The sequence below is a fragment of the Paenibacillus sp. sgz302115 genome (assembly GCF_056120445.1).
Genome location: NZ_JBVYOK010000023.1, coordinates 1 through 25278, shown reverse-complemented (window position 1 = coordinate 25278; position 25278 = coordinate 1). Strand labels below are relative to the sequence as shown.

Genomic DNA, 25278 nt, shown 5'->3' with positions numbered 1-25278 from the left:
CTGGACTGTGCAGGTTGGAATTCGAGTGAAAGGAAGAACGTAATGCGCAATCTATTGATGAAAGTCAATTATGACGGCACCGATTATGATGGCTTTCAGACCCAACCTCAGGGCAATACGATTCAGGACCATTTGGAGCGAGCCATTCTGCATCTTACCGGTGAGGGGATCAAGATTACAGCCTCGGGCCGTACAGATGCAGGTGTTCATGCTTATGGTCAACCTTTTAACTTCGTGACTTCCTCGCAAATTCCAACGGAACGCTGGTGTCTGGCCCTGAATGCCCGGCTGCCGCAGGATATCGTGGTTACTGAGGCAACTGAGGTTCCTCTTTCCTTCCATTCCCGCAGAGGAGCGAAGCGTAAGACCTACAGGTATACAATCAACGGTAATCGGTTTCCGGACCCGTTCCAGCGGCGCTGGCAGCATCATCATCCGGTGAAGCTCGACATTGCAGCTATGGAGCAGGGGCTGACACATATTGTGGGGACTTATGACTTCACATCGTTTGCATCCAGGAAGTCCACGAAGGCTTCTCATGTCCGGACGATTTTTGAGGCACATATGGAGATTGACCGCAGTATGTGCCGCAGCGGGTCTGCAGACCAGGGAGTTATTCATACCTATATTACAGGCAGCGGCTTTCTGCAGCACATGGTCCGCATAATCATGGGCACGCTGATTCATGTGGGCGAAGGCAAGATTCCCGCGGAAGCAGTTGCAGGTATACTGGCAGCATGCGACCGTGCGGCAGCGGGACCCACTGCGGTGGCAAAAGGGTTAGCGCTGTGGAGCGTAGAGTATGACAAGGCGGAAAGCTAATCGCTGTGCATCTTTATTATCAAAAAAATATGCACTGAATATTAGAAATCACTTGCGCTAGCCGCGATTATGCTGTAATATAAAAGTTGTGTTTTCTTGATGGCTATCCCACAGCCCCGATCAAGAAAATGCCAACAAATAAGCTTTTTTTAACTCACATAATCGTAATTCAATGAGAAATTAGATATACGAAACATATGATTTTCGTACGAGAACAAGGAGGAAACTTTCATGCGTACCACCTATATGGCGAAGCCGAACGAAGTTGAACGCAATTGGCATATTATTGATGCCGAAGGCAAAACACTTGGTCGTTTGGCGAGCGAAGCCGCTGCTTTGATCCGTGGCAAACACAAACCGCAATTCACTCCACACGTTGATACTGGAGATTTCGTAATTGTTATCAACGCAGAGAAGATTCATTTGACAGGTAAGAAATTGCAAAACAAGAAATACTACCGTCACTCGATGCACCCAGGCGGCTTGAAAGTTACTGTTGCTGAGGATCTGCTGAAAACTAAACCTGAACGTGTCATTGAATCCGCCGTACACGGCATGATTCCTAAGACTCGCCAAGGAAATCAAATGAAGCTGAGACTCAAAGTATATGCAGGCGCCGAGCATCCACATGCAGCACAAAAACCTGAAGTTTACGAACTTCGCGGATAAGAATAGAGGAGGACAGTTTCATGGCACAAGTACAATACTATGGGACAGGTCGTCGTAAACATTCGGTAGCACGTGTTCGCCTTGTACCGGGTGAAGGACGCATTGTCATTAACAAACGCGAGATGGACGAATATTTCGGTCTGGAAACACTTAAGCTGATCGTTAAACAACCTTTGACATTGACTGAAACTCTTGGCAACTATGATGTGCTCGTTATCGCACACGGTGGCGGGATTTCTGGTCAAGCCGGAGCAATCCGTCACGGGATCTCCCGTGCACTTCTGAAAGTTGATCCTGAGTACCGTGGACCGCTGAAGAAAGCCGGATTCCTGACTCGTGACCCACGTATGAAAGAGCGTAAGAAATACGGCCTCAAAGCCGCTCGTCGCGCTCCACAGTTCTCGAAACGTTAATATCCCTTGCAGTGCAAGGAAATCAAGCCTCTGGCCTTCATGGTCAGGGGCTTTAATTTTGCCCTAAGAATTGTCCGTGACCATATTTGAGCCGGTGATCGCTGGATCGGATTCCATACAAGCCATAGCAGTAGACAAGACGCAGCGTGATCGAGTGATGATCATGAGCTGTGTCTTTTTTTATGAAAATGGACGGTCGCCCTATTCTCTTACCGGGTGGTGAACCGAAGATTCAGGGCGGTTTTGACCATGGAACGGCTTGTTAGCGGATGGCCGCTTAAGGACAAGCAGTAAAAGGGTTTAAACATCCCCAAGCATGAGGTTGAGTAGTGCTCAACGGGCTTAGGCTGCGGTATTTGTGCTTGGGTTGGTATGGACGTGAAAAGCCAGGCAGGTTACACTCGTTCATATGGACCCCGAACTGGTCAAATGAATACTGAAAATGATCTCTACCATGATAATGATAACAAGGTATGATGAAGCATGATAAACGACATGAAACAATGTAAAAAAACTACAATACATACCCCACCTCTTGACTACTGTGTATTACTATAGCTGCTAAGGAGAACACCCTGATGATTCGTGTGATGCTGATTGATGATGAAGAAGATGCGCTTGATTTGCTTGAGATTTTGCTGGGACAGCTTGGGGATGTGCAGGTGATCGGACGGTATATAAATCCGGTCGAGGCCATTCAGGTGATTCAGGCGCTTCAGGATGGAGGCCAATGCTCTGTCGATGCAGTGTTCCTGGATCATCAGATGCAGGGCATGAATGGGATGGAGGCAGCGCGAGCAATCAGGCAGATGAGTCCGCAGATGCCCATCGTCTTCACAACAGCCCATGCTGAATATGCAGTTGAAGCGTTTGAGATTCAGTCCATCGACTATCTGCTGAAGCCCTTTACGCCGGACCGGTTGCATAATGCGGTCGCACGCGTTCAGCATTTCCTGTCGAGCGTTCCATCCAATGCCCCGTCCGATTCCGTGCTCCGGGCTGAACATAGCGGGAATTCGTCTGCCGCCATTCAATGTCTAGGCGGATTCCAGATCAAGCTGCCGGGCAGCAAGAGCAGAGTGTTGTCCTGGAAGACGAAGAAGGAAAAGGAACTGTGTGCTCTGCTGATCCATTTTGCAGGCAAATCCTTAAGCACCGCTTCGATTCTTGAAGCCATCTGGCCGGGATATGATCTGAATAAGGCGAAGACATATTTGTACACATGCCTGTCTTATTTGCGCAGAAGCCTAGCTGAAAATGATATTCCGATCCGTATACACAAGGCTGATCAGGGTTTTGTGGCTGAATGTGACGGGATGGCGGTCGATGTAGCCGAATTTGAGCAATTGTTGAGCAAGATGCCAAGCAGCCTGTCAGGTTACCTGCCTGGCAGCACGCTGTCTGCTGAAGAGATAGATCTACGGCTGTATGACCACATGAAACTGATGTATAAAGGCGATTATATGGACGCCTGTGATTTCAGATGGGCGGAAGCCAGACAGATGGAGATTAGAGGAGCCTATATTCGCTCGCTTCGTACATGGTATGCGTATTTCCGCACTCAGGGCAATACCGCCTTTGCTGTGGACAGCATGCAGCGCATATTGATGGTTTTACCTGATTCCGAACAGGATGGACGTGAGCTGATTGGACTTCATCTGGAGATGGGCAATCGGCATGAGGCGTACCGTGTCGGCTCTCAACTGGAACAGACGGTGTGTCATCAGTTGGGAGCTGAACTGGAGGAAGAGACCTTGCAGCTGATTCAGCGAACGCAGGAAAAGACTGAGTGGAAAAACCGATGAGAAAAAAAGCTGCTGCTGCACTTATAACGATACTTGTGCTGATTACTGCCTACGGGGTTTTACTGACTTATTTCTCTATGCAAAAAAAGCAGATGCCCATCGCGGCGAGCGGAGTACTGGATCTGACCTCATGGAAGTTCGCAGAGGACGGAGTCATCCCGCTGGATGGTGAGTGGGAGCTGTATCCGGACAAGCTGTTAACTCAGCAGGACTTTGTCTCTGCTGCTGCCGAGGGGGAATTAACGTCAGCAATGATTCGGGTGCCGGGATCATGGTCGAAGCTGATGCATACGAGTGGCATGGCAACCTACAGATTACGGTTTGAGATCGGCGACGTGACTGCTGGTATGGTGTATGGGCTCAAAACAGCATCTATTCAGGTATCGAATCGACTGATGGTGAATGGCCAGGTTGTCGGTTTCAGTGGGAATCCGGCCGAACAGCAGAATTATGTAGCCTTGAACAAGCCATATGTCAGCTACTTCACGTTGCAGCCTGGCTGGAATGAGATTCTGCTACAGGTAGCCAACTATGATTTTCGCGCAAGCAGCGGAATCAATGAGTCGGTCTTTCTGGGTACAGCTGCGCAAATTTCCCGCCTGCATGATCGGGCAATAGTTTATGATTGGATTTCAATAACGGCATTTCTCGTTATGGGCTTACACTTTCTCGGCTTATTCTCTCGACGCAGAAAAGACTTTTCCATTGTCATATTTGGCATTGTTTGCGTGTGTATCGCCTTGTTCACAAGTGTAAGCGGTGAAAGAGTGCTGTTCGGAGCGGTCGGCCCGCTGCCATTCTGGCTATATTACCGTATTCAGATGGTGTCTGCTGTAGGTGTAGGTCTTGGATTTTTCTATTATGTCTATACAGCCTTCCGGCCTTATTGCTTCAAATGGTTCATTCGCGGTGCGCTGAGCTTCGGATGGATATTGCTTGCGTTGCATGTTCTGTTTGGAGCCCAGCTTTCGATGTGGCCATATCGCGAAATGTCAACGTTTTACGCCAGCTTTTCGTTGCTGTACGCAACATATGTATTCATATTGGCGGCTCTTCATAGATTCCCGGGCAGCCTGTATTTGGCTGTAGCGGCCATGGCCTCGAATGCACTAGCGCTGAAGCAGAATATGAATATTTACTTTGGGATGAAAATTTTTGAGCTGGCGCCCATCGAACCCTTCCTGATGCTGCTGATGCTGGCCATGCTGATGTCGGTCCACTTCTCGAATGCTTTCCGTAAAATCGAGGAGCTGTCGGAGCAGCTGCTGCAAGCGGACAAGATGAAGGATGATTTCCTGGCCCGGACCTCGCATGAATTCAAGACACCGCTGCATGTTGTCATGAATATTTCACGGTCCATGCTGAATGATGCCGCGCATCCGCCAACGGTTGAGCAGCAGGAAAAGCTGCAACTGATGACGGACATGACGAAGAGGCTGTCACAGCTGGTGTACGATATTCTGGACCTGTCCAAGCTGAGACAGGGTGAACTCATGATTGCTCTGACGCCGATTGACATTCGCGCCGTGGCTGAGATGCAAGTGCGCATCTATTCCTATCTGGCTACCGAGCGGCAGGTTCAACTGGTGAACCAAGTCCCGGCGCATTTGCCTTTTGCAATGGCAGATGAGGGTCGCCTGAGCCAAGTGATCGGTAATTTGCTGGACAATGCGATCAAGCACACCGAGCACGGAAGTATTGTGGTGACGGGGATGATGCGCGGCGGCAAGCTTGAGATTACTGTTCAGGATTCAGGAAGGGGCATTGAGCCGCAGGACCTCGCGCTGATCTTCGAACCGTTCAAATCGCTTCATGGAGCACAGCGAGGGGGCTTCGGATTAGGACTCTCGATCGCGAGGCAATTGGTGGAGCTGCAAAACGGCACGCTTACGGTCTCTTCCACCCTTGGAGTTGGCTCGATATTCACGATTACGCTTCCTGTTGCGGATCAAGGCAGTCAGGCTGTTATACCCCCATCAAGCACCCAGGTTGTTCCCAAGCAAAGCGAGTATTCCTTCGCTACGCCATATTATTCGAAATGGGAGGGCAAGCACACGGTACTCATCGCTGACGACCAGTATGAGAACCTGAAGGTGTTAATCGACGCGCTTCAAGCACTAGACTATCGGGTGATTGCAGTGAAGAACGGGTACGAGGCGCTGGAGCAGCTCCAGCAAGCGGGCAAGATTGATCTGGTCATTCTGGATCTGATGATGCCGGGCATATCGGGCTATGAGGTGTGCCAGGAGATTCGCGAGCGATACTCGCTGCTGGAGCTTCCTGTGCTGATGGTGACGGCGGCTATACAACCGCAGGACAAGGTAGCGGCCTTCCAGGCAGGCGCGAACGATTATTTGCCCAAGCCTTTTGATATGGAGGAGCTCAAGGCCAGAATCGGCAGCCTGCTCGCCATGAAGGAATCGCTCGGCCGGGCAGTTCATCTGGAGGTGGCGTTCCTGCAATCGCAGATCAAGCCGCATTTTCTGTTCAACGTGCTCAATAGCATTGTGGCATCAAGCTACACGGATATAGAACGGGCGCGGGGGATGATTGTCAACCTGGCTGATTACTTGCGCGGCAGCTTCCGGTTCAGCAATACGGAAAAGAGAGTTGCCTTCGAAGAGGAATTCAAGCTCATTCGCACGTATGTCGATATTGAGCAAGCTCGCTTTCGGGATCGTATCCGCTTTGAATCATACATTGCAACGGATGCGCTGGGCTTGCGTATTCCACCGCTGCTGTTGCAGCCGTTAGTAGAGAATGCCATTCGGCACGGTATTGGCGATCGCTTTGAAGGGGGCCTGGTCACTTTAACAGCGGATGAGTCAGATGGATATTGGCGATTTGTTGTAGCTGACGACGGTGTTGGCATACCGCCGGAACGATTACAGACGCTGCTTGACCGTGTCGAGGCCGATGAGTCACAAGGGGTTGGCTTGCTGAATATCAACAAGCGGCTGACCTATGAATACGGTATATCGCTACAACTGGAGAGCAAGCCGGGCCACGGAACGAAAATAACTGTGCGTATCCCTGCTTCGTCGCTGGCGGTGTAATTCTGTGGGCTGATTAGCGTCGGCTCCCATAAGCTGGCTCTCACAGCAGGTCCCATCCATGGATGATGGGGCCTGTTTTTTTGAAAATATAAGAATTTATATGTTTCACGCTATAAATTATCCTTCTATTTCTCGCTGAAACGGATACCGTCCTTTTAAGGACGGCGTAGCCGTTTTCACTTGTTTTTCAGGAAAAAGTTCTGCTGATCAAGGTCATTGTTCATGTAATGATTCGTGTAACTGGGTATATATGCGTTTTTGTGAAGGTGAAGTGTTGTAGGATTATGTCGTTTTTTAAGGTTTTTTTAAGGTGTGATTTTTTATACTGGGCTAGAAGAAATGGAACAAAAGTATTAAAAGTTGTGGGGTGGCAGATTCGGATGCCGGGAGGGATAAACAAGGCTTATTGACTCCATGCATCAACTAGAGGAAGAGAGGAGTGAACAGAACAATGAACAGAAGCATCCTGACGGCGAACAGGAACTTCATGACGGCAAGAAAGGTAGTTTTAATGCTATTCGTGTGTATGCTGACGGTTGGGTATATCCCTGAATTCCAGACATGGAAGGTGGACCGCGCCTATGCAGCGCCCGGGAAATGGACGACGGTAGGCAGCGCAGGCTTTTCGGACGGATATATGGATTACCTCAGACTGGCGGTGGAGAATGGTACGCCCTATGTGACTTTTCAGGATACAACCAACAGTGGCAGATTGAGTGTCATGACATACACGGGTACGGGTGGCTGGAAGACACTTGCCAACACAGGGCTCACACAACAGACTGTGTACACTACCCCGATTGTGGCTCGTAATGGGGTTCCCTATATTCTCTATCCTGATTCAGCGCACGATGGCAGGGCAACTGTCATGAAATATAGCGAGGGAAACGGCTGGACACCTGTCGGGAATCCGGATTCACTGCCGCCAATGGGCTATAATGCTGCGCTGGAAATAGACCAGGCTGGAACGCCTTATATCGCTTTTACTAATAATTTCAAGGTATTTGTCATGAAGCTTGATCCGGCTGATGGCAATTGGGAGTTCGTGGGCAGCACCATCTACTCGTCAACCAGCCCTTCGGATATAGAGCTGAAGATGGATAATGGCGTCCTCTTTCTCGCCTACCAGTATAACTTTAATGGTTACAAAACAGCCGTCATGAGATATACGGAATCAACCAACTGGCAGAAGTTGGGGGATGGGAATTTTAACAACAACGGAAATTATCTTTCTTCTTTTGCAGTCTATAATGGTCAGCCTTACCTCGCATTCGGAGATAAAACCCAAAGCTATAAGGCAACAGTTGTCACCTATAGTGAGCTGAACGGTTGGAAACCTGTAGGTAAGGAAGGCTTCTCGCCTGCTGGTGCCTTTTTTACAAGTCTGGCTTTTGATGGGGAGGGCACACCATTTATCGCTTTCCGCGATGGTGCTTCTGCAAAAGCTACTGTGATGAAATACGGCAATGACGGGGTATGGCAATTCGTGGGCAATGCGGGCTTTTCCGAAGGGTTGATCAACAAAACCTCGCTTGCGATAGACCATGGTACTCCTTACATTGCTTATCAGGATAGTGTATATGGTCAAAAAATGACTGTCATGAAGCTTTCTGAAGCATATACGGTGTCCTACGACGGCAATGGCGCATCCTCTGGCAGTGTGCCTGTGGACAGCAATTTGTATGATGATCAGGCCAGTGTAACGGTGGCGGGCAATACAGGGAATCTGGAGAAGCCTGGTTATGCTTTTGCCGGCTGGAACACTTCAGCGGATGGCAGCGGTACGGATTACAAGGAGGGAGACAGCTTCACCATCAGTAATTCCAAAGTCACCTTGTATGCGAAGTGGACATCACTGAATGTGACAGTGAACTATGCGCCAGGGGAGCACGGAACGATCAGTGCAGCGAGCGAGAGTGTCGCAAGTGGCGGTCATCCGGCGGCGGTGCCAAGCGTCACTCCCAACAGCGGCTATCGGTTCATAGGCTGGAGCAGTGATGGCGGTGTGACTAAGCTAAGCAGCGACGAGTTGAAGGCAACTGTCGTTACCGGGGTGATCACCTACACAGCGTACTACGCCCAGATTGTCAAGGGTGATGCCAATGGCGACGGGATCCTGACAGCGGCTGACGCGCTGCTGTTGACGAAGTACCTGAAGGGCAGCATTCAATTGTCGCCTGAGGAGCTGGAAGCAGCGGATGTCAATGGTGATGGAGTTGTGGATGAGAAGGATGTCAAGGCGATTCTTGCTATGCTTACAGGAAAGGGTTGAGCAAATGAATATTAATGTAATGAAAAAGCAAATAGCTGGATGGAGAAGATGGTTGTCGATATTGCTTGTGATCTGTCTGGTGCTCTCCATCAGTCCGACGATTCAAGCTGAATCTTCCCAGCCTGCGGTTGAACTGCCCGCAGTTGAGCTGACGAGCGCGGAGGGCAATCCAGGAGATACGGTAAGTATGCCGGTGTACGCTGAGCCCCAGGATCTTATTTATAAATTTGAAATCTCGCTCCAATACGACGCCAGTTCACTTGAATTGGTATCAGCAAATGACGAGCTTCATGTAACCGATACGGAGAACTACACCATAGATACAAGTACGGCAGGAACCGTCAATCTCAATGCGGTTCTTACGAATACAGTTTTCTTTAGCAAGACTAAGATCGCTACACTGAATTTCAAGATTAAGGAAGGTGTGCTGCCTGGCGATGTGACGGTAAGCGTCACCAAGCATGTAATATATGAAGGTGACGATCCGTCAGATCCGTCCTATGCCTCAAGCGGCAAGATCACTGTCAAAGCAGCGCAATATACAGTGGCCTTCGACTCGCAAGGCGGAAGCGCGGTAGAGAGCATCACAGGTGTAAGCGGTGGAGCGACCATCAGCGAGCCGCCGGCTCCAACCAGAGCAGGCTACAGCTTTGCGGGCTGGTTTACCGATTCGGCTGGGACATCTGCATGGGAGTTCTCCTCAGCAGCGGTTATGGCAAATACGACACTCTATGCCAAATGGCTGCGTCATGCTGCAACAATTGGCATTGGTAGCGTAACAGGGGCACCGGGAGCAACGGTTGAGGTCCCGGTAACGGCAGTCAGTACGATATCTGGCATCGGCTCCTATGAGCTGCGGATCGACTTTGATGCCACTGCGCTGGAGGTGACGGGAATTGAAGGTGAAGCGGGCGACTACTTCGACTCCAACTATGTTAATTCGGCTGGCTGGCTCAAGGCAGCCTGGGCAGACAGTGACGGCGGAGATACGCCGATTGCTGCCGGAGACAAGCTGTTCACCGTAACCTTCCGTATCAAGAGCGAGGCGACAACTGGGGACAAGGATTTGACAGTGCAGACGTCAGACTTGAATCAGTTTACTATCACAGATGCTTCTGCGGTTGAAATGGAGAAGACACTGAAGGCTGGAAAAATTACAGTCAGCGCTGCCGGGGCCGTCAACAGTGTGAGCGTCAGTCCGGCCAATATTGGCGTGCAGCTTGGGGGCAGTCAGCAGTTCAATGCTGCAGTCGCTGCGTCAGGAGGTGCGGCTACGACTGTAACCTGGACCATTAGCGGCACTAACGACAAAGTAACCATTGAGAATACAGGCAAGGTTGCCGTTGCGGCAAATGCTGTCTTGGGAACGTATACTGTCACAGCTACTTCAACAGCAGATTCGAGCAAACAAGGTACAGCGACGTTAACAGTCTTGCCGAATATTCCGACGCCAGACATCCCTGCTGCTCCGCAAGGTCTTGCAGCAGCTGGAGGAGACCGGCAGGTTAACCTGAGCTGGAATACGGTAACAGGAGCGACATACTATAACATTTATATGACCACAGAGTCGCAGGCGTATGGTGAGCAGGAGATTGCAAGCGTAACTTCAGCTACCTACACTGTTGAGAATCTGAGCAATGGTCAAGCCTATTACTTTACGGTGAAAGCAGGCAATGCTCAGGGGATGAGCGGTGCCTCGAATGAGGCGAACGCAACTCCAAGTGCTGGAGGCTCTTCGGAACCTAGCACTCCGCCTGCAACCGTTCCGACAGTTCCAACGAACGTGACCGCATTGGCGGGCGATAGACAAGCAACGGTCCGCTTCACAGCACCGGCAAGCGACGGCGGCAGCCCGATTACTGGCTACGTGGTGACTGCTGAGCCGGGGGGAGTGGTTGTGACAGGAACAGCAAGCCCGATCGTCGTGACTGGCTTGAGCAACGAAACAAGCTATACGTTCACGGTTAAGGCCCTGAATAAGATTGGTGCGAGCACAGCTTCTGCTGCATCCAATGCAGTGGTGCCAAGAGGTTCTTCCAGCAGCAGTGGTACAGATGGCAGCGGTGCGGCTTCAACGCCAACGGCATCCCAGGCTGCCAGCGGCGTAGAGATTTTAGTCAATGGCAAGGCTGAGCAAGCGGGTACGCTTGTCACAGGCGAGCGCAATGGTCAGAAGGTAACGACGATTCAGGTCGATCCGCAGAAGCTGGAACAGCGGCTTGCAGCAGAAGGCCAAGGAGCGGTCATTACCATTCTTGTCAGATCAGGGGCAGATGTGATTGTTGGTGAATTGAACGGGCAAATGGTCAAGAACATGGAAAGCAAGCAAGCGCTGATCGAGCTCAAGACGGCGCAGGCGACGTATACGCTCCCTGCACGTCAAATCCAGATCGACGCCATTGCGGACAAGGTGGGCAAGTCAGTCGCACTGGAGGATATCAAGGTGCGCGTTGAGATCGCTGCGCCGACAGCGGATAACTTTAAGGTGGTGGCGGACGCAGCTGCGAAAGGCTCGTTCACGCTTGTCGTGCCGCCGCTTGATTTTACAGTAAAAGCTGTGTATGAGAATTCTACTGTCGAATTGTCGAAGTTCAATGCTTATGTTCAGCGGAACATCGTGATACCGGGGGGAATAGATCCGAACAAGATCACGACAGGTGTCGTGGTAGCTTCAGACGGAAGCGTGCGGCACGTACCGACCAAGGTCGTGAATAACGGTGGAACCTATTATGTACAGATCAACAGTCTGACCAACAGTATCTACTTGGTGGTATGGCAGCCGGTGGAGTTTGGCGATGTGGCGTCTCATTGGTCGAAGGCTGCTGTGAATGATATGGGCTCACGAATGATTATCGAGGGAACCGGCAATGGACAGTTCAGTCCGAATCGTGATATTACCCGTGCGGAATTTGCAGCTATCCTGGTACGGGGACTGGGACTCGCTTCCGAGCAAGGAGACGCGGCGTTCTCGGATGTGAAGCAGGCGGACTGGTTCAACAAGGCAGTCAGCACAGCGCAAGCATACGGGCTGATTGGCGGATATGAGGATGGCACATTCCGTCCGAACGACAAGATTACACGTGAGCAGGCAATGGTAATGCTTGCGAAAGCGATGAAGCTGACTGGACTGAAGGACAAGCAGTCTGCATCGACATCCGCAGCCGCCGCGCTCGGTTCATTCAAGGATGCAGCGGCCGTATCGACTTGGGCGCAAGACAGTGTGGCCGCCAGCGTGCAGGCGGGCATTGTATCCGGTAGAGGCGCTGAAGGGCTGGCACCGAAGCAGTATATGACCCGCGCCGAGGTAGCGACGATTATTCAAAGACTTTTGCAGCAATCCGGTCTGATTTGATCAGCTAGGGGGCGTTATTCGCCCCCTGTGTTCGTGTACTTCATATTTTCGAGAGGGGAAAGAAAACCTATGCTCAAAAAAGCGGGAAAAATTGCTTCATGTCTGGCACTGATCTCTATCTTGCTCAGCAGCTTTGTGCTTCCGAAGGATGAGGTGCAAGCGGATAATTCGACGGCGGCGCCGTATAAATACAAGCTGCTCAAGGATAATATGGGCACTGGGATGAAACTCTACTACAATGATGGAGTTTTTTACTATAAGTCTCAGTTGAATGGCGGCCTAAACATTGCAAGCCAATCCACGGATCTGAAAACATGGACCAGACTCATTGACGCGAACACCTTTGGTTCAGGCAAAAGTTTTTCTTTGCAGTCCCTCTCCTTCATTGATGGCAGAGTCTATGCGACAGGATATACTATGTCCATGTCTGCGTTCCTGGATTATACTACTACTTCATTTTTGGGCTATATGAATGATATATCCAATACCAGCTCCAGTTGGACGCAATCCTCATTCCCACCAGGATTCTTGTTGCTTGGCCCCATTGTTACCGATGGAAGCAATTATGTAATGGGAGCTGGCAATGACAATGTTATTTACCGGCAAGCTTCATCTTCCGGGGGAATACAGGAGAAGGCATGGACTACAAGCAAGAACATGACCAGCGGCTCTCGTTATGAAAATGCTGTATATGATGAGGTTAACAATAGATTGATATTAGCAGATGATGCGAATAATATTGTCTACTCCAAAGATGGTGGAATTAATTGGAATAAAATCGTGATGGCTGCTTCTTCTTCTTCGGTATCCATAACTGACCTTGTTCAGACTGGAGGGACAACTTATATTTCCGGGAGGGACGGTGTATGGAAGCTGGTAGGGACTACAGCAAGCAGGCTATTGCCCTCTGGCAGCAATTACTCCGCTGTAGCTGTTGATGAACACAATAATGTATATGTCTTACGAACTGATGGGACAGTGCTCATGTCATCCGATGGCGGGGCAACCTGGTCACCAATCGTTGTCAAAGACAGCGGTGATATTTCAACTTATTTTGGTGCGATGGAGTATGGTGACGGGAAGCTGCTTGTCGGCTCGAATAAAGGCCTGTACCAAGTAGCAGCTGACTCGAATATTACTAAGCAGCCGCAAGATGCGCAAGTAAATGTTGATGCGTCTGCTACCTTTTCTATAAATGCCAGCGGCAATGGCCTTGCCTATCAATGGCAGATTGATAAGACTGGTACAGGCAACAGCTTCACGAATATAGCTGGCGCAACAAGCACCAGTCTGACTCTTCATGCGGTGTCAAAGGACATGGATGGCTACCTGTATCGCGTCATCATTACCAATGCCTCCGGGGAACAATTGATTTCCGAAAAAGCTACCCTTTCCGTCAATATTCCTAAGGTGAAGGTGAGCTACCTGTCTGGCGACCACGGGACTATCAGCGCAGCGAGCGAGGATGTCGAGGCCGGAACTAAGCCGACAGCTGTACCGATCGTTACACCGGATAACGGCTACCGCTTCATGGGCTGGAGCAGAGATGGTGGTAAAACGAGGCTGAGCAGCGACCAGTTGAAAGCGAAGGTTGTTACAGGACCGATCACGTATACAGCATATTATGTCCAGCTTATTAAAGGGGACCTTGATGGCACTGGCAGCGTATCGTCTGCGGACGCCCAGTTGCTGGTGAAGTATCTCAAGGGCACAATCACATTAGGGCCGGATCAACTGAAGGCAGCGGACTTTAATAATGATGGGGTTGTGGATGAGGCGGATGTCAAGGCGATTCTGGCCTTTGTGACAGGAAAAGGCTGAGGTGTAAGTAGTTGGCGGCAAATATATATAATGAACTCAGGCAGGACCATATTTGTATCTGTACTAATCGTAACTAAAAACGAAAAACTTCCTATTTCAAGCCTCTGCCCATTATGGTCAGGGGCTTTTCTTTTGCCTTAAAAAACCGCGACCTCATTGAAAGTATCCCTACCCATTATTACGCATTGTGAGATGTCACAAAACCATACTTAGGGGTTGTTATATAAGTGTAACAAAGAATGGAGGTGAAATATTGCAGCCAACCATCCCTGGGGACAAAGAAGAAAGAACGAAAACTATCGAAATGGCCGTCGAATCAGTCAAAGCAGGGGATAAACAGGCTTACGAAATCATCATTAAGCAGTTTCAGCGGCAAATGTATACGTACTGCTTCTATATCCTGAAAAATCATACAGAGACAGAAGATGCCGTGCAGGAAATCTTTATCCGTGCTTATGAGAATCTTCATCTTTATAGCTCCAATATCTCCTTTTCGGCCTGGCTTTACAAGATGGCTTACCGCCATTTAATTAACATGAAGAAGAAGCAGAGTCGTTGGATCAAGCTTATTGAGCATTGTAAGGAAAATAAATCTGAGGATATTAGTCCTCTTCATGATTCGGTCATCTATGAGAGTATCGCGTATCTCACTGCGGAAGAACGTCATATCTTGCTTCTGAAAGCGGTAGAACAATACACCTTCCAAGAGATAAGCGAAATTATGGATCTCAACCCTGCCACGACAAGAAAAAAATATGAACGGCTGCGCCGGAAACTGATGGACCGCATCAGCCAAGAAGGAGAGAGAGGACATGGGAAGATTGTCGGAACAAACGGAGTACACTGAAATGAATAATATTGAACAGATGATTCGTGAATCCTCTTTTTCAAAACAAGATATGAGCAGGCAAATTATGAACAGGATTGGGGAGAATGAAATGAGCAGAACATCTTTGAGATCCAAACGAAGTGTTTTTAAAAAGACTGCAGTTGCTGCATCCGTTGCGGCTTTGCTTGGGGCGGGCACAATTGGTGCCGGATTTGTATCGCCAGCTATGGCAGACGCGCTAAAGAACATTCCCGGACTCGGAATCATTTATGAGGGAACAAGTGATAAAGGCATTGAGACGGCTACGGAGAAGGGGATTATATCCGAGCCTAAGCAAGCTGTGACTCATGATGGCGTTACTTTGAAGCTGGCTAATCTGCTCTATGATGGAACACGATTATCCTTCGTATTAGAACGTGAAGGGGTAGATCTGGAGAGTGTAGCTTCCCCTTATGTTTCGGAAAAGGCGAATATTCCCAAAGAAAAGCAGGAAAAAGGCTATATTAAATACCCTACGTTATTTGCAAACGGGAAAGAGATTAAGTTCAATTCAGGTGGATTTGGAGATAACGCACACCAAAAGAATGCTTATCTTGTTGAGCTGACGCATGGTTTGAATTTGCCTGACCAGTTCGAGCTTACAATTCAGACAAATGTAACCAAGGTAGATGAACCTTTTGAATTTAAGGTGCCTGTGCAAATTGAAAATAACGCGCTTGTGCTCAAGCCTGACACTTCCATATCGGATGGCCAGTTTAGTTATACTGTCAAAGAGCTGTATATATCACCGGTCTCCACTCGTCTAATCATGGACAGCAAGGGGCTGCCTCCAGAATCTCCGAAGCAATCTGGGGACTTCAGTGCCAGTAAGGTTTACTATGAAATAGTGGATGACCAAGGAAATGTGTTGAACCAACACCAGTTTGGGTTTTTTAATAAAAACCCGGAAACAGCGTATCATGTAGATGAGTTGTATACACCTTTTACCGTTAAGCCTACAAAGATTACAATCAAACCCTTTACCCTAACAGTGAAGAATGATGATTTTAGTATTGTAGGGCAAAAGAAAGATGCTAAAGGAAATATTTTTCCAGGGAAAGAGAACCTGGGAGAGCGGACATATCTGAAAAATCTGGAATTGACCATCCCGATCCAACCTTAAATCACTGGAGATGATCTTTCCGGTACAAATCATCAGTAGGGTTCGTGCAGTTACTTAACTTAGAGGAATTGATGCCGATGGCATCAATTCCTCTTTTTGTAGTTCGCCAATGACAGGCGAGTGTTGTTGAGGATTTTTCCCCGAGTATCATCAGACGTTTTGTAGCACTCCTCACATATTTGACCTGTAAATCGCTTATCCTCAACCCTTCAGAAATACTTTCTTCCAAAATGGATAAAACCCATTGACTTCGGCCCTGAAAGCCGTATACTATTCCATATAAGATTAGTTGGAATTAACGGATTTTTAAATGGTTTATTAGATTTATGAGATACCAGGATGGAGGAAGAAGAAGATGAATCTGCTTGAAAAAGAGGATTTGATCAAAGTTAAAGCTGAGGAATTGGAGAATGCATCACCTGAGGAGATTATCCGTTGGGCTGTAGAGACCTTCCCTAATATCACCTTTGCTTGCAGCTTTGGCGCCGAAGATGTAGTGCTTGTCGATATGCTTCAGAAAGTCAGTCCTTCCACTGACGTTTTCTATCTGGATACTGATTTCCATTTCAAGGAAACCTATGAGACGAGAGATGCGATGGCTGATAAATACGGTATGGAATTTGTTCGCGTATCACCGCAGATTACCCCGGAGGAACAGGCGGTTCAGTACGGTGAGGCACTGTGGAGCACCGATCCCAATCAGTGCTGTGCGATCCGCAAGGTAGAGCCGCTTACCCGCATTCTATCGCAATATGAAGCCTGGATTACAGGAATCCGCCGCGATCAGGCGCCAACACGCGCCAATGCCAAAAAAGTCGAATATGATAATAAGTTCGGTCTTGTAAAATTTAATCCGATTGCCGGTTGGACCTCCGAGGATGTATGGAACTATATTCGCGAGAATGATGTAGTGTACAACCCGCTGCATGACCGCAATTTCCCAAGCATCGGCTGTGAGCAATGCACTCGGGCAGTTATGCCAGGCGAAGATCCGCGTGCGGGCAGATGGTCCGGTTCGGACAAGACAGAGTGTGGATTGCATAAATAAGACATAATCCGTCAAGCACAGAAGGAGAGAGCATAGATGACTTCAATACTTCCTCACGGAGGAACACTGGTTCAGCGCGTAGCAGAGGGTGCAGAGAGAGAACAGCTCCTGCAGCAGGCTTCTGGCTATAAATCAATTGCTGTGAATACATGGACATTATCGGATCTGGATCTGATCGGGGTGGGGGCGTTTTCTCCGCTTTCCGGCTTTATGAATGAAGAAGATTACCACTCTGTAGTCAAAAGCATGCGTCTCTCGAATGGCACTGTTTGGAGCATCCCCGTTACATTGGCCGTGAAAGACGAAGTAGCTTCGGGTCTTGCTGTAGGTGACAGAGTATCGCTGATCGGTGAGGAAAATGGAGTTATTTATGGGCTGCTTGATATTGAGAGCATTTATAGTGTCGATCAACAGCTTGAAGCGCAAAATGTCTTTAAAACGACTGATCCTGCACACCCTGGGGTGAGCAAATTGCTGGCCCGGCCGGCAACCTATGTCGGAGGACCAATTACGGTACTGAATCGCCCGCAGCCGGAGAAATTCGGAGAGTTTTACTTTGATCCGGCGGAGACACGGCGAATTTTCGCTGATAAAGGCTGGAGAACCGTCGTAGGCTTTCAGACACGCAATCCGGTCCATCGTGCGCATGAGTATATTCAGAAATGTGCTATGGAGATTGTGGACGCGCTGTTCCTCAATCCCTTGGTCGGTGAGACCAAATCCGATGATGTTCCGGCCAATGTGCGGATGAAGAGCTATTTGGCGCTGCTGGAGAACTATTATCCGGCAAATCGTACGTTTCTGGGTGTATTCCCGGCGGCAATGCGTTACGCTGGCCCGAGAGAAGCGATATTCCATGCAATGGTGCGGAAGAATTACGGCTGCACACACTTTATAGTCGGCCGTGATCACGCCGGAGTGGGTGATTATTACGGAACTTACGAGGCTCAGGAGATATTCTCGAATTTTACAGCCGAGGAACTCGGAATTACTCCATTATTTTTTGAACACAGCTTTTTCTGCGTAAAATGCGGGAATATGGCTTCCAGCAAAACCTGTCCGCATCCGGGCGATCAGCATTTGACATTGTCCGGCACAAAGGTGCGTGCGCTGCTGCGCGACGGCAAGTGTCCGCCTCCTGAATTTACGCGCCCTGAGGTAGCGGAGATTCTTATCGAAGGTATGTCTGCGGAAGTCACCGCCCAATAAAGAGCCAGTACTATTCGGCCCTCTTGTCCCATATAGATGAGTAGAATCTATCGGGACGAGGGGGTCTTTATTATGTCTGGCCGAAAGCAGGGTAAAGTCTCGGTCTGGATCTCGTGGGGCAGCATCAAAAAAAGCATGCTTGGCGCCATTCTGCTGGCGGTGATGATCGGCATTATCGCCTATGATATGCCAACCGCCAAAACATTGAATTATTGGAGTCTGCCGCTGTCCGGCAAAGTTATTGCCATTGATGCCGGTCATGGAGGTCCTGACGGGGGGGCGGTCAGCCGGGGCGGCCTGATCGAGAAGGACATTAACCTGTCGGTTTCTTTATATCTGCGGGATTACTTGCAGCAAGCAGGCGCGATTGTAGTTATGACCCGTGAAGGGGATTATGACCTGGCCCAGCGGGATACGAAAAGCTATTCCAAACGCAAGACGGAGGATTTGAAGATGAGGGTGAGAAGCATTGAAGAGAAGCGGGCGGACTTGTTCATAAGCATTCATATGAATAGTGTGCCTTCAAGACGCTGGAGCGGAGCGCAGACCTTCTATTACCCGAATAACGAGGGGAATAAAGCGTTAGCAGGTTTTGTGCAGGAGGAGCTAAAGGCCACACTTGAGAACACCGACCGCGTTGCCAAAACCGTGAATACCGTTTATTTGCTAAAAGCACTGAAAATCCCTGCTGCGCTTGTGGAGGTTGGTTTCTTGTCCCATCCTCAGGAAGCGGCCCTGCTCGGAGATGATGTCTATCAGCGGAAAGTGGCCACCAGCATATACCGTGGAATTCTGCGGTACGCCTCGGAGCAGCCTTGAGTAAGGATAACCCATTCGCGGAAGGTAACCTGTAATGCTATAATAGACAAAAAAATACCAGGACCTTACCCGTCCGGAGAAGATAAAGAGGTGTTTTCCATGCTGACCAGGGAACAAATTCAGGAACTTTTACAGCCGCTCACAGACCCGGAATCCGGAAAAAGCCTTATTGATTTGCAGTTAATTCGCGATATCATGGTCAAGGAAAACAAGGTTTCGCTTTCCATCGTATGTCTGGATCAAGAAGAGAAAAGCCGCATGGAGCTAGAGCAGAAGGTGCGCACCCTGCTGAATGAAGGAGGAGTGGACGATATCCACATCCGGCTGCGGGATGCTACCGACTATGAACGCGCTATCCTTCGCGGAGAGAGCACGGAGGACAAGCCGCAGGCAGATCAAGGGGAGAAGCTAAAAGGGCACGCAGCGGGCCTTGAGGGGCACGAGCTGATCAGTGAGAACTCGGGTATAAACTTCATCGCGATTGCCAGCGGCAAAGGCGGTGTGGGCAAATCAACAGTAACAGTGAATTTGGCAGTAGCACTGGCAAGGAAAGGCAAAAAAGTCGGGCTTATTGATGCCGACATCTATGGCTTCAGCATCCCGGATATGATGGGAATCGAAGAAGGTCCTATTGTTGAAGAGGGAACCATTATTCCTGTAGAACGGTTCGGAGTGAAAGTCATGTCTATGGGCTTCTTTATCCGTGAGAATAGCCCTGTGATCTGGAGAGGGCCGATGCTTGGCAAAATGCTGCGCCAATTCTTCAGCGATGTCGGCTGGGGAGAGCTGGATTACATGCTGCTTGATCTGCCGCCGGGAACAGGTGATGTGGCGCTGGACGTGCACCAAATGCTGCCGCACAGCAAAGAGATCATAGTTACTACCCCGCATGCAACAGCAGCCTTTGTGGCGGCAAGAGCTGGCTCGATGGCGCTGCAAACGGATCATGAGATTCTGGGGGTTATCGAGAATATGGCTTATTATGAATGCTCCTCATGCGGCAAAAAGGACTACATCTTCGGCCGCGGCGGCGGAGCAAGATTGGCGGAGACGCTGCATACCGAGCTGCTGGCCCAAGTCCCTCTGGGTGCTCCAGACAACCATATTTCCGAGCCGGATTTCTCACCATCGGTATATAAGGCTGAGACTGGAACCGCGAAGCTGTTCGCCGAAATTGCTGACAAGCTGATCGCTAAATATGAGTAAAAGCTCCAAAGAGGCCTTCCTTCACCGGGACCGGCCTCTTTTTTTGGTATTTTCAGCTAATTAGGAGCTTGAGTCATCGCCGCTTTGCTTCTGGCTGCCGCCTCCGCCACCCTTACTACCGCCTTCTTTTCCTCCCCCTTTTTTCTGAACCTTTGGCTGAAGCTCATCTTGCACCACGGTCTTCAGGAGATCGAGCACCTCCATACGAAATAAAGGGTTTTGCATCGCTTCCTGCATAATCGTCATTGATTGCTTGCGGTAATCAGATGTTTTGGTAAGATCAAGGAACATTTTCATCATTTCCGGTGATTTCATAATTTCTTCAACAGACTTCTGATATGCAGGGTCCTTGATCAGTTGAAGATGCAGCTCTTTGCTCTGCGAATTGATGGCCTTTGCGAAGTCTCCGGCGAATTGCGGGTCGGTCATGATTTTTTCGATTTCTTTCTGGTACTCCGGTGAAGTGATGGTATTCTTTACAGCGACGCGGATTTGCTCTGCGGTTTGCATTGGCATCATTTTCATGCTAATTCCGCTTGCACTGCTTCCTCCAGAGCCAGAGCCCGAACTGGGGGATTGCAAAGCCTCCTCAACCGCCTTTTTTCCTTCGTCACTCTTTAATATATCTACAACCATGGTCTTCATTTCCTTATAGCTGACTTGTCCGGAAGAGGAGCTGCTCTGTTCGCCTCCGCAGGCTGTTAAGGCCGTAATCATGCAGAGCACCAGGATTCCAGTCCACAAAGTCCTCCATTTCATTGGCGCTGCCCTCCTTTATAGGATTCCTGAATGTAGTATGCCGCGCGGGAAGGCATTTATGTTGCAGTACAATGGTTTTTTAACGGTAAGCTTGGTAAAATAAATATGACACGGGGAGGTGAAATGGCTGAATTTAAGAAAATGGTTTTATTTATTCTGGACCACGCTTTTGATCGGGGCGGGAGGGGCCGTGATTGCCGGCCTGGCGCTGCAGACAGTTAATGGGCAGATTGATTTCAAAAGCACAGCCGATCTCTTGCTCTACCCGCTGATTCTTTTTGGCTACGGTATGCTTGTGAGTGTGTACGCTCAGCTTGGATTTTTCGCTTACCTAATTCTGAATTACATGGGAACGGGTGTTTTTCAGCGGAAGATCTGGAAATACATTCAACTGGTGCTTTCCGTACTCGCCTTGCTTGAACTTATTTTCCTGCGTACCTTTGTAGGGAGCGGTAGAAACGTAATTTCCGATTTGCTTCTGGGCATTGGAATTTTGCTTACCGCCATTATCGTAGCTTACTTCAAAGTGCGCAGCACGAACGCCTCAGCCTGGATTCCGACATTCTTCTTTATGACAGCCATCACCATAGCAGAAATTATAGGCGTCCTCCGAATTGGTGTGGACAGTGCCACCGTATTTATTGTTATTCCGCTTATTGCTTGCAATGCATTCCAAATTCTGATGCTGCACCGTATCCTGAAGCCTGCATCATCTTGACAACGAAAAACCCCGCTCCTCTGGTGGAACAGAAGACGGGGTTTTGCCTCAATTTTACGATTAAAACCAGAAGCAGCGGGTTAATCTTTAAGAACAGCCTACATAATCCGGAAGCAATCCGAACAGGAGGGGAATATATGAACATCAAGCGTTATATGATAAAAGACACAAGCGAAACTGTCCTGAAAAAGCTCGACCCCGATGATAGCGGCGACTTTGAATCCAAGGAAGAAGCCGAAGCCAAAATGGTCAAACTTAAGGAACGGCTTGCCGAACTGCAGGATATTCTTTTCGCCCAGAAGAAGCACTCCCTGCTGGTTATTCTTCAAGGCATGGACTCCAGCGGAAAGGATGGCACGGTAAAACATATTTTTTCCGGGATTAATCCTCAGGGATTTATGGTGACCAGCTTCAAGAAGCCTTCCCTGGAGGAAGAAGCTCATGATTTCCTGTGGAGAGTTCACATGAAAACACCGCCGAAGGGCTATATTGCCGCTTTTAACCGTTCGCATTATGAGGATGTCCTGGTGCCTCGTGTGCATGGCAGCTTGAAGAAAGAAGAGCTGAAGCGCCGCTTCCGCTATATCCGCGAATTTGAGGAAATGCTGGCGGAAGAAGGAACTACGATCGTCAAGCTGTTTTTGCATATCTCCAAGAAAAAGCAGCTTGAAAAGATACAGGAACGGTTGCAGGACCCGACGAAGCACTGGAAATTTGATGCGAGCGATTTGCAGGAACGGGAATACTGGGATGACTATCAGGCGGCGTATGAAGATGTTTTTCAAGAGACCAGCATTGAGAACGCGCCATGGTACTGGATTCCGGCCAATCATCGTTGGTACCGCAATTACCTGGCCTTAGCTATCGTTGTAAAGACGCTTGAGGGTCTTGATCTCAGCTATCCGAAGCTGGACACCCCTACACCTGACATTTCTAAGCTTATCTCACCACGCTATTAAATGTTCCTTTTGCGGCTTGGAGAGAGTTGTTACATTCCTGCAGCATCCTCCAGGCTTTCATTCAGGGAAGCGGAATCCCGGACCTCTTTGCCTTCAGCGCTGCTTTGGCTGATCAGCTCGGATACAGTGACGAATTCGTAGCCCTGACTACGCAATTTATCAATAATAATCGGAAGTGCCTCATGAGTCTGCTTACAGGAATCGCTGGCATGCAAAAGTACAATATCACCGGGATGCGCTTTGCTTGTCACGCGGTTTACGATGTTATCCACACCAATATTCTTCCAATCCAGCGAGTCGGTATCCCATTGGATCACCTTATAGCCGAGATCAGTTGCGACCTGCAGCACTCTTTTGTCAAAATCGCCATTAGGCATGCGGATCAATTTCGGCTCTTTGCCGGTTAACTCGGTCAGCACGGTATGTGCAGTTGAGATCTGGTTGCGGATTTCCTCATTGCTGAGCGTACTGTAGTTCACATGCTTATGCCCATGACTGCCGATTTCGTACCCTGCGTCTTTAATGCTCGTAACGATTTCCGGATGCGTTTTGCTCCAGGGAGAAGACAGGAAAAATGTTGCCTTATCGACTTTTTTGTCTTCGAGCACCTTCAGAATCGGTTCGGGCCTTTTTTCTCCCCAGCTAATATCAAACGTTAAAGCGATGAGCTTCTTCTCCGTCGGCACACTGTAAATGGCGGAAGGGGCCGTTTGGGAAAAAACGGTAATGTTGCCCCTCTCGACATAGATGACACCGGCGGCAAGAAGCGCGGCGGCAAAGATATAGATGAACCGTTTTATCTTTTTGCCGCTGAATACATAAAAAGAATTCATAATGACAGCGCTCCTCTCCCATGCGAAATGCTTGTTTGTTCTAAATGTATGCTGGGACAGGGCGCTTATGACCTTATATATGTCCAACCCTATTTTTAGGAGGTTTTTATCTTGTCGCTTTTCGCTTTCGCCAAAGATTTAACCACGATACGCAAAGCATTACTGCTCGCTCTCATATTATTTGTGGCGGGAGGGGTGATCGGCTGGATTGGCACCGGCAGTCTGCAAAAGCTGTTGTCCGGGCAGCTCGAGGGATTAAGTAAAATCAGCGGCAGCCTCAGAGAATCTGCACATCCGCAGTGGAGCTTTTTTCAATTTATATTTTTGAACAACAGTATTAAAGGCGTCCTAATTATTTTTCTTGGCGCTTTATTTGGCGTATTGCCTGCGTTATTCCTGTTGATTAATGGTGCAGTGATCGGCTATCTGATTCATGTGTCGTCACTGCAGGGACTGGATTTATTTGACCTTATCGTGAAGGGGCTGCTGCCGCATGGAATTATTGAAATCCCGGCAATCATCATCGCCTGCGCATTTGGTCTGCAGTTTGGTATGAAGGTCCTCAAAGATCTCTTCAGCTCCGCTGCAACAAGAGAGCAAAGAGTCGGCGAATGGCCGGCCTTCATGCGTCAGACATTGAGAGCATCCATCTGGACAGTTATTCTTCTGCTCATAGCAGCGATCATCGAAAGCACAATTACATTTTCTCTTTTATCATAAAAAAACAAAGAATTGAGCATAACAGTAAAGCCGTCAGTTTCAGGGATTGTGAGGCAAGTTTGCGTATGATTTCGGGCGAGGCCATAAAGAGTTTTTTATAATTATGGTTACAGATACTGTGCTCCGGTTAATCTAGTGTAAGTGGATATGCACACAGCTTTCCCCATCAAATGGACTATCTTCTATTGCGGCGGCATTTGAGGATCTTGTTTATTTTCAATTTAATGAAGGAGGCCAAGCATATGTTGGGAATGTTGTTCAACGAGAAGGAGTGCAAGGAGCTGGACTATGTTTTGCGTAAAGAGCTTGATGAAATGCTCCTTGATTTAAGTGATCAACGCTTGGACCAAAATATCAGGCATGCCATCGCCAACCGATATAAAACGGTATTCCGTATGTACGCGCGTTTCGCACCTCAGAAGGAGCTTTCCAAGTATGCGTGGGGAGGACGTTATTCGCAGTTCAAACACTGAGCAATTTGTTTTTAATTAAATAGGTTGACTAAAAGGGAGTCGCTGTGATACATTATATCTCGCGCTCCTTTTCAATGTTTTGAAGAGTTGCTGAAGGCAAGAAGAAATGAAAAAAACTTTTTTCAAAAAAACTCTTGCCAAATGCACCGGCGCTATGATATATTATAAAGGTCGCCGCTGACAAGCGACGACGAAGAAAAACGAGAACTTGATCTTTGAAAACTGAACAACGAGTGAGTGGGATTTCACGAAAGTGAAGTCCAAAAATGAGAATGCAAATTCTCGTCAGATGTTTCAAAATGAGCGAATCGCTCTTTTCAATAACCTTATTGG

General features: G+C 48.7%; 21 protein-coding genes. 18 read left to right on the top strand and 3 right to left on the bottom strand.

Going from position 1 to position 25278, the window contains the following annotated elements; translation table 11 throughout:
* Positions 1–42 precede the first annotated feature (42 nt).
* The 14 genes from truA to AC0LWN_RS27470 all read left to right on the top strand — a co-directional run bounded on the left by truA (position 43) and on the right by AC0LWN_RS27470 (position 20483).
* Entirely contained in the window at positions 43–822 is a 780-nt protein-coding gene (truA, locus tag AC0LWN_RS27535) for a tRNA pseudouridine(38-40) synthase TruA (RefSeq protein ID WP_474671080.1), read from the top strand.
* A gap of 231 nt (positions 823–1053) precedes the next feature.
* Positions 1054–1491, top strand: coding sequence for a 50S ribosomal protein L13 (gene rplM / locus AC0LWN_RS27530; RefSeq protein ID WP_019908257.1), 438 nt, complete (start codon positions 1054–1056; stop codon positions 1489–1491).
* Between the two features lie 20 nt (positions 1492–1511).
* Positions 1512–1904, top strand: a complete 393-nt coding sequence (rpsI, locus tag AC0LWN_RS27525) for a 30S ribosomal protein S9 (RefSeq protein WP_458967388.1) — start codon at positions 1512–1514, stop codon at positions 1902–1904.
* A 578-nt stretch (positions 1905–2482) separates the two neighbouring features.
* Positions 2483–3709 (top strand): response regulator, encoded by a 1227-nt coding sequence (locus AC0LWN_RS27520; protein ID WP_474671077.1) that lies wholly within the window; start codon positions 2483–2485, stop codon positions 3707–3709.
* Entirely contained in the window at positions 3706–6765 is a 3060-nt protein-coding gene (locus AC0LWN_RS27515) for an ATP-binding protein (protein WP_474671075.1), read from the top strand. Before AC0LWN_RS27520 ends, AC0LWN_RS27515 begins: the two co-directional genes overlap by 4 nt.
* Positions 6766–7216: 451 nt before the next feature.
* Complete coding sequence (locus AC0LWN_RS27510; RefSeq protein WP_474671073.1) at positions 7217–9037, top strand: InlB B-repeat-containing protein; 1821 nt, start codon at positions 7217–7219, stop codon at positions 9035–9037.
* 52 nt (positions 9038–9089) lie between these two features.
* Complete coding sequence (locus AC0LWN_RS27505) at positions 9090–12389, top strand: S-layer homology domain-containing protein (RefSeq protein WP_474671071.1); 3300 nt, start codon at positions 9090–9092, stop codon at positions 12387–12389.
* Positions 12390–12458: 69 nt separating this feature from the next.
* Complete coding sequence (locus AC0LWN_RS27500; protein WP_474671069.1) at positions 12459–14210, top strand: dockerin type I domain-containing protein; 1752 nt, start codon at positions 12459–12461, stop codon at positions 14208–14210.
* Positions 14211–14463: 253 nt separating this feature from the next.
* Positions 14464–15057 (top strand): RNA polymerase sigma factor, encoded by a 594-nt coding sequence (locus tag AC0LWN_RS27495; protein WP_474671066.1) that lies wholly within the window; start codon positions 14464–14466, stop codon positions 15055–15057.
* The gene (locus AC0LWN_RS27490; RefSeq protein ID WP_474671064.1) at positions 15023–16201 is read left to right on the top strand and encodes a DUF4179 domain-containing protein; all 1179 of its coding nucleotides are present in this window, start codon (positions 15023–15025) and stop codon (positions 16199–16201) included. The genes AC0LWN_RS27495 and AC0LWN_RS27490 overlap by 35 nt, the downstream gene beginning before the upstream one ends.
* A 355-nt stretch (positions 16202–16556) precedes the next feature.
* Entirely contained in the window at positions 16557–17249 is a 693-nt protein-coding gene (locus tag AC0LWN_RS27485; RefSeq protein ID WP_474671061.1) for a phosphoadenylyl-sulfate reductase, read from the top strand.
* A 36-nt stretch (positions 17250–17285) separates the two neighbouring features.
* A complete protein-coding gene (sat, locus tag AC0LWN_RS27480) occupies positions 17286–18458 on the top strand; it encodes a sulfate adenylyltransferase (RefSeq protein WP_474671059.1) in 1173 nt (390 codons plus the stop codon).
* Between the two features lie 72 nt (positions 18459–18530).
* Positions 18531–19277, top strand: coding sequence for an N-acetylmuramoyl-L-alanine amidase CwlD (gene cwlD / locus AC0LWN_RS27475; protein WP_458967380.1), 747 nt, complete (start codon positions 18531–18533; stop codon positions 19275–19277).
* Between the two features lie 99 nt (positions 19278–19376).
* A complete protein-coding gene (locus AC0LWN_RS27470) occupies positions 19377–20483 on the top strand; it encodes an Mrp/NBP35 family ATP-binding protein (RefSeq protein ID WP_474671056.1) in 1107 nt (368 codons plus the stop codon).
* A 60-nt stretch (positions 20484–20543) separates the two neighbouring features.
* Here the strand turns inward: AC0LWN_RS27470 and gerD are convergent, their stop codons facing one another.
* Entirely contained in the window at positions 20544–21242 is a 699-nt protein-coding gene (gene gerD, locus AC0LWN_RS27465) for a spore germination lipoprotein GerD (RefSeq protein WP_474671054.1), read from the bottom strand.
* A gap of 127 nt (positions 21243–21369) precedes the next feature.
* Here gerD and AC0LWN_RS27460 point away from each other — a divergent pair, with 127 nt between their 5' ends.
* Together AC0LWN_RS27460 and AC0LWN_RS27455 are read left to right on the top strand one after the other, a co-directional pair.
* Positions 21370–21960, top strand: a complete 591-nt coding sequence (locus tag AC0LWN_RS27460) for a KinB-signaling pathway activation protein (protein WP_474671121.1) — start codon at positions 21370–21372, stop codon at positions 21958–21960.
* Positions 21961–22097: 137 nt separating this feature from the next.
* Positions 22098–22919, top strand: coding sequence for a PPK2 family polyphosphate kinase (locus tag AC0LWN_RS27455; protein ID WP_474671052.1), 822 nt, complete (start codon positions 22098–22100; stop codon positions 22917–22919).
* Positions 22920–22948: 29 nt separating this feature from the next.
* Here AC0LWN_RS27455 and pdaB read toward each other — a convergent pair whose 3' ends face one another.
* Positions 22949–23752, bottom strand: coding sequence for a polysaccharide deacetylase family sporulation protein PdaB (gene pdaB, locus AC0LWN_RS27450; protein ID WP_474671049.1), 804 nt, complete (start codon positions 23750–23752; stop codon positions 22949–22951).
* Between the two features lie 111 nt (positions 23753–23863).
* On the opposite strand from pdaB, the gene AC0LWN_RS27445 reads away from it, so the two are divergent.
* Both AC0LWN_RS27445 and AC0LWN_RS27440 read left to right on the top strand, forming a co-directional pair.
* Entirely contained in the window at positions 23864–24472 is a 609-nt protein-coding gene (locus AC0LWN_RS27445) for a stage II sporulation protein M (protein ID WP_474671047.1), read from the top strand.
* Between the two features lie 242 nt (positions 24473–24714).
* A complete protein-coding gene (locus AC0LWN_RS27440) occupies positions 24715–24945 on the top strand; it encodes a hypothetical protein (protein WP_019908273.1) in 231 nt (76 codons plus the stop codon).
* 52 nt (positions 24946–24997) lie between these two features.
* On the opposite strand, the gene AC0LWN_RS27435 is transcribed toward AC0LWN_RS27440, so the two are convergent.
* The coding region (locus AC0LWN_RS27435; RefSeq protein WP_474671045.1) for a hypothetical protein at positions 24998–25278 on the bottom strand (281 nt) is incomplete at its 5' end.

Coding starts and splice junctions, on each gene's coding strand:
- truA (WP_474671080.1), top strand. CDS start 43: ATGCGCAATCTATTGATGAAAGTCAATTATGACGGCACCGATTATGAT.
- rplM (WP_019908257.1), top strand. CDS start 1,054: ATGCGTACCACCTATATGGCGAAGCCGAACGAAGTTGAACGCAATTGG.
- rpsI (WP_458967388.1), top strand. CDS start 1,512: ATGGCACAAGTACAATACTATGGGACAGGTCGTCGTAAACATTCGGTA.
- AC0LWN_RS27520 (WP_474671077.1), top strand. CDS start 2,483: ATGATTCGTGTGATGCTGATTGATGATGAAGAAGATGCGCTTGATTTG.
- AC0LWN_RS27515 (WP_474671075.1), top strand. CDS start 3,706: ATGAGAAAAAAAGCTGCTGCTGCACTTATAACGATACTTGTGCTGATT.
- AC0LWN_RS27510 (WP_474671073.1), top strand. CDS start 7,217: ATGAACAGAAGCATCCTGACGGCGAACAGGAACTTCATGACGGCAAGA.
- AC0LWN_RS27500 (WP_474671069.1), top strand. CDS start 12,459: ATGCTCAAAAAAGCGGGAAAAATTGCTTCATGTCTGGCACTGATCTCT.
- AC0LWN_RS27490 (WP_474671064.1), top strand. CDS start 15,023: ATGGGAAGATTGTCGGAACAAACGGAGTACACTGAAATGAATAATATT.
- AC0LWN_RS27485 (WP_474671061.1), top strand. CDS start 16,557: ATGAATCTGCTTGAAAAAGAGGATTTGATCAAAGTTAAAGCTGAGGAA.
- sat (WP_474671059.1), top strand. CDS start 17,286: ATGACTTCAATACTTCCTCACGGAGGAACACTGGTTCAGCGCGTAGCA.
- cwlD (WP_458967380.1), top strand. CDS start 18,531: ATGTCTGGCCGAAAGCAGGGTAAAGTCTCGGTCTGGATCTCGTGGGGC.
- AC0LWN_RS27470 (WP_474671056.1), top strand. CDS start 19,377: ATGCTGACCAGGGAACAAATTCAGGAACTTTTACAGCCGCTCACAGAC.
- gerD (WP_474671054.1), bottom strand. CDS start 21,242: ATGAAATGGAGGACTTTGTGGACTGGAATCCTGGTGCTCTGCATGATT.
- AC0LWN_RS27455 (WP_474671052.1), top strand. CDS start 22,098: ATGAACATCAAGCGTTATATGATAAAAGACACAAGCGAAACTGTCCTG.
- pdaB (WP_474671049.1), bottom strand. CDS start 23,752: ATGAATTCTTTTTATGTATTCAGCGGCAAAAAGATAAAACGGTTCATC.
- AC0LWN_RS27440 (WP_019908273.1), top strand. CDS start 24,715: ATGTTGGGAATGTTGTTCAACGAGAAGGAGTGCAAGGAGCTGGACTAT.